The organism is Mycobacterium sp. MUNTM1 (genome assembly GCF_054660795.1).
Window position 1 is genome coordinate 1 of record NZ_BAAGDE010000112.1, and the last position, 5,284, is coordinate 5,284.

The following is a 5,284-nucleotide window of genomic DNA, read 5'->3' on the forward strand; positions in this document are numbered from 1 at the left end:
CCGACCACCAGCCCCAGCACCCCGCCCAGACCGGTCATCGCGCCGAGCACCGCCGTCGCCGCATTGCGCGTCGACCCCTTCGGGAACGTGGTCGCGATCAGCGCCAAATTGGTCGGTGCGATGATTGCCGCGGCCGCGCCGTGCAGCAGCCGTGCCGATATCAGCGTGCTTCCGTCCCAGGCGATGCCACACAACATCGAGGCGAAAGTGAACAGCGCAACCCCGACGATGAAAGCGCGCTTCCGGCCGATGGTGTCCCCCAGGCGGCCGCCCAGCAGCATCAGGCCGCCAAAGGTGAGCATGTAGGCGGTAATCACCCAGCTCCGCCCGGCATCCGACAGGCCCAGCTCGTTCTGGATCTTGGGAAGCGCGAAGATCGCGACGGGGCCGTCCATCGACGCCATCAGCTGCATGCCGCCGATCGCGACAACTACGGCGAATCGGCGAGACCGCACCAAAGCCGGAAAGTAATTCTTCGTATGGTGCAGCGTGGTCGGTTCGGTAGACATCTTCAAACCGCTACTTCGCCGCGGCGCCCTGATTGACGAGGGCCTCGAAACGCTTTTCCCAGCGCAGATAGTTACCCGCGAGGCCGGTGAGAGGCACGAAGGGCATTGCGATAATCGAGGTAAACAACGCGTTCAGCACATTCGCCGGGAAGCGCATCGGCCGCATGATGTCGACGAAAAGGATTACCCGTACGCCGTCCGTCCGGTTCCAAGCCTCGTGCTCGAAGGTGTCATCGAAGATCATCACCTTGCCCTCCTGCCAGTGACGGGTCTGCGACCCGACTCGGATGGCACACATCTCGGCCGGCTGTGGAATGAGCAGCCCGAGATGGAGGCGAAGCACTCCCTTCCAGGGACCACGATGTGGCGGCAGGTGCTTGCCGGGCGCGAGGATGGAAAAGAAGGCGGTCTTCATGCCCGGCATCTGCTTGAGGAGCTTGGTTGTTTCCGGACAGCGACGGCAATTTCCCCGCGCCTTGAGTCCGTAGGCGTAGAAGAAGAACGTCTTCCAGCCGTCATCTTGGGTAAGGGCCTTCTGGGCCGGCTGGAGTTCCTGGAAAGCAGGTATGTCCGCCGCGTAGGGCAGGAGCGCATCGAGTTCGGCGCGGACCTTGCGCCAATCCGCCTCGACCGCCTCGACCCAGGGAAAGTCCTTGGGATCGAAAAACTCTTGGTCACCGTACGTCGAGGCCCGTCCAAGGAAGCTTTCAAACCTCAAAAACAGGTTTTGTATGAATCGAAAGAGCCACACGCGCATGCGGAAAACGAATCCTTGCGGTTGCGTGTCGCTCACCACAACGTTACCCATCAGATCGTGCTCGAGTTTTTGCATGGAATTCAGCCTTTCTCAGTGTGATGCTGATCTTGTCCAAATCCGGGAAGGCAATTTCGGCGCAGTCATTCTATTCGCGCATTTTCAGTTTCTAATAGCGCTTTGAGTTGCCGGCCATACTGGCTAAGCGATTCGGCACTCATCATTTCTTTGTGCGCACAGTTGACCGGGTAGCTAGTAATGTTGCCGGCAACATATGGGCGCCAACTTTGCGTAGTAGGCGAACTCTGGTCGTCCTCGTCGCCCATAGCGGAGAATATTTCTACATCACCGTTGTAAACACCGGGTTCGTGAGCTCGGGCCAACGCGATGTTGGTATCGTCGTTTCGGATAATCAAGTCGAGCAGCGGCTTGTATTGGGCGAATTCGACAAATCCTCGTTCGCGGAGTAGTTCCTCTACTTGCTCATAGGTAAGCGGCTCGCCCTGATCGGGAATGTTTATGGCGCAGAACCGCAGAACTTCTTCTAGTGCCTTCTCGACTAATACCTCGTTATTCAGAACGTCGCTGCTCGGGACAAGCAGCAAAGCATCGAGAAGGATGAGACGCGCGATTGAGCGTCCGCGTCGCTGGAGCTCGACGGCAATTTCATGGGCGACGACGCCTCCGAAAGACCAGCCAAGCAGATTGTAGGGGCCGGTGGGATCAATCGCTTGGATCCGGTCGGCATAGGTTTTCGCCATATCGAGGATCGACACAGGGTCGGCCTCGCCATTTTGCGAGGTTTGTTGGATTCCAATGATCGGGCAGTCCAAATAATTGCCCAGCGCGTGATACGGCCATACCAGCCCACTCGCGGGATGGATGCAGAACAGCGGAACGCCGGTGCCCTGCTTGAGGAACTCGACAGGGACTACTTCCATTTCGCTGGCGTCTTGACCCAACTGCTGGCTCAAGCTTCTCACCGACGGTGCCTGGAACAAGGTGCGCACGGCGAGGTGAGTGTTTAGGGTGCTGTTGATTGCGGCGATGAGGCGCATGGCGGATAGGGAGTCTCCGCCGAGGTCGAAGAAGGAGTCGTCGACGCCGACGCGTTCCAGGCCGAGGGTGTGGGCGTAGATGTCGGCCAGGGTTTCTTCGGTGGGGGTGGCCGGGGCGCGGTAGTGCTCGCCCTCGGCGTATTCGGGTGCGGGCAGGGCGCGGGTGTTGAGTTTGCCGTTGACGGTCAGCGGCAACGCCTCGATCGCCACGATGGCGGCCGGGACCATGTAGGCCGGTAGCTGTTGGGCCAGTCGGGTGCGAAGCTCGGCCGGGTCGGCGGTGCCGGTGATGTAACCGATGAGGCGGGTGTCGCCGGGGCGGTCCTCGCGGGCGATCACCGCCGCCTGATCCACCCCATCCAACCCGGCCAGGGCGGCGCGGATTTCGCCGAGTTCGATGCGGTAGCCGCGCAGCTTGACCTGTTCATCGGCGCGGCCCAGGTAGCGCAGCTGCCCATCAGCACCCCACTTGACCAAATCCCCGGTGCGATACATGCGCTGTCCGGGCTGTCCGCAGGGGCAGGCCACAAACCGCGACGCCGTCAGCCCGGCGCGGCGCACGTAGCCGACCCCGACCCCGGTGCCGGCGACATATAGTTCGCCGACCACTCCGGTCGGTACCGGTTGCAGCCATTGATCGAGCACGAAGAACGCCGCCCCGGGCACCGGGGCACCGATCGGCACGTCCTCGCAGCCGGCTGTCAGTGGGGCGCTTAGGGCCACCCACATGGTGGTCTCGGTGGGGCCGTACTCGTTGATCATCACCCGCCCGGGTGCCCACCGCTCGACCAGTTCGGCCGGGCAGGCCTCACCGCCGACCAGCAGGGTCAGCGACTCTAGCCCGTGTGGCGGCAATGTGCCGACTGCTGAAGGGGTTTGGCACAAGATGTCGACCTGTTCGGCGATCAGCAGGGCGTGCAGGTCCTGCGGTAAGGCCGCCACCGACTCGGGCACTACCACCAGCCGCCCACCGTGCAGCAGGGCGCCGTAGATCTCCCAGCCCGAGATGTCAAAGCTATAGGAGTGCCACTGCGACCACACCTGCCCGGGTGCCGCCAGACCCGGGTCCAAAGACCCCAGTAGCTCGGTGACGTTGTGATGAGTGATGGCAACACCTTTGGGCACCCCGGTCGTGCCCGAGGTGTAAATCACATAAGCAAGATCCTCGGGTACCGGCGCCGGCGTCGGTAGTGCTGTGGTGGGCTGGGCGGCAACAGCGGGGTCGTTGACGTCGATGACCGGCACCTCATGGCCGGCCAGCCGGTCGGCCAACCCCGAGGTGGTGATCGCGGCGATCGGTGTGGCATCGGCGAGCACGAACCCGATCCGAGTCGCCGGATGCGCGGGGTCGATCGGCAGGTAGGCCGCCCCGGTCTTGAGTACCGCCAACATCGACACGATCGCCTCGGCGCACCGGGAAAACAGCAGCGCCACAGTCTGTCCCGGCCCCGCCCCACGGCCGGCCAGCAGATGCGCCAACCGATTCGACGCCTCATCAAGCTCCCGATACGTCATCGAGCGACCGCCGCACACCAGCGCGACGGCGTTCGGGGTGCGGATCACGTGGGTGGCGAACGCTTCCGGCACCGATACCGAAGCGCTCGACGGGGCGGCCAAAACCGCTTTATTACCAAGCGATTCCAGGCGGAGATGCTCGGTTTCGTCGAGCACGTTCACCGCCGAGAGCCGCCGCGACGGGTCGTCGGTGAGCGCCATCAACACTCGCCGCAGCCGTGCGATCAGCGTTTCGATGCTTTCGGTGTCGAACACGTCGGTGCGGAACTCCACCGACCCGCCGATGCCGGCGGCCTCGCCGGCCTGGTTGAAGCGTTCGCCCAACGTAAAGGTCAGGTCCATACGGGCGACCTGGGTGTCCGCCGACAGCGGCGTGACCTGCAGATCACCCAGGGCCAACTCGGCGCCGGGGTCTCCCGCGAAGTTCTGCCAGGCCAACACCACCTGCACCAGCGGGTGATGGGCCAGCGACCGGGTCGGGTTGAGCCGCTCCACCAGCAGCTCGAAAGGCACGTCCTGGTGCTCGTAGGCGGCCAGGCTGCGCGCTCGCACCTGATCGAGCGATTCGGTAAAGCTGGGATCCCCGGCCAGATCGACCCGCAGCACCAAGGTGTTGACGAAGAAGCCCACCAACTGATCCAGTGACGGATCGTCACGTCCGGCGATCGCGAACCCGACCGCCACATCAGGGCTGGCGGTGAGCTTGGCCAGCAGCACCGCCAGGGCGGCCTGGATCACCATGAAGCTGGTCGCGTTGTGCTCGCGGGCTACTCGACGAATCTGCTGCTGCAGCTCGGCCGGCCAGTCCACGACCACACTGGCGCCGCGGTAGTCGGCCACCGGCGGGTAGGGCCGATCGGTGGGCAACGCCAGCCGCTCGGGCATCCCGGCCAGCTCGTGTTCCCAATACGCCAACTGCCCAGCGATGCGGCTGTCGGCATCGGCCACCTCACCGAGCTGGCTGCGCTGCCACAACGTGTAATCGGCGTACTGCACCGGCAACGGCGCCCAACCCGGGGCCTGCCCCGCACACCGGCTGGCATAGGCCACCCCCAGATCAGCCACCAGCGGAGCCATCGACACCCCGTCGGCGGCGATATGGTGCATCACCGCCACCAACACATGCTCGTCCTCGCCGACATGGAAAAGCGTTGCCCGCAAAGGAATCTCGGTGGCCAAATCAAATGAGTGGCGCACCGTGGGATCGATGGCCTCCTGCAGCCGGGCCGGCGACCACCCGATGGCGTCGACGACCTGCCAACCGAAGTCGGCCCGCTCGGCCGGGATCACCACCTGCTGGGGTATCCCCTCGACCGCCGGGAACACGGTGCGCAGGCTTTCCTGGCGGGCCACCACGTCGGCCAGCGCCGCCCCCAACGCCTCGGCATCCAAACGCCCGCTGAGCCGCAACGCCGCGACCATGTTGTAAATCGGTGAGGGCCCGAGCA

At 64.0% G+C, this 5,284-nt stretch carries 3 protein-coding genes; all 3 read right to left on the bottom strand.

What is annotated here, in order from left to right:
- A partial coding sequence (locus tag ACYQ8K_RS29730; RefSeq protein WP_459974915.1) for an MFS transporter occupies positions 1–509 on the bottom strand: 509 nt, incomplete at its 3' end.
- Positions 510–519: 10 nt separating this feature from the next.
- A complete protein-coding gene (locus ACYQ8K_RS29735; RefSeq protein WP_459974917.1) occupies positions 520–1,341 on the bottom strand; it encodes an aspartyl/asparaginyl beta-hydroxylase domain-containing protein in 822 nt (273 codons plus the stop codon).
- Positions 1,342–1,406: 65 nt separating this feature from the next.
- Positions 1,407–5,284, bottom strand: a 3,878-nt coding sequence (locus tag ACYQ8K_RS29740) for a non-ribosomal peptide synthetase (protein WP_459974919.1), incomplete at its 5' end; no start/stop codon positions are given.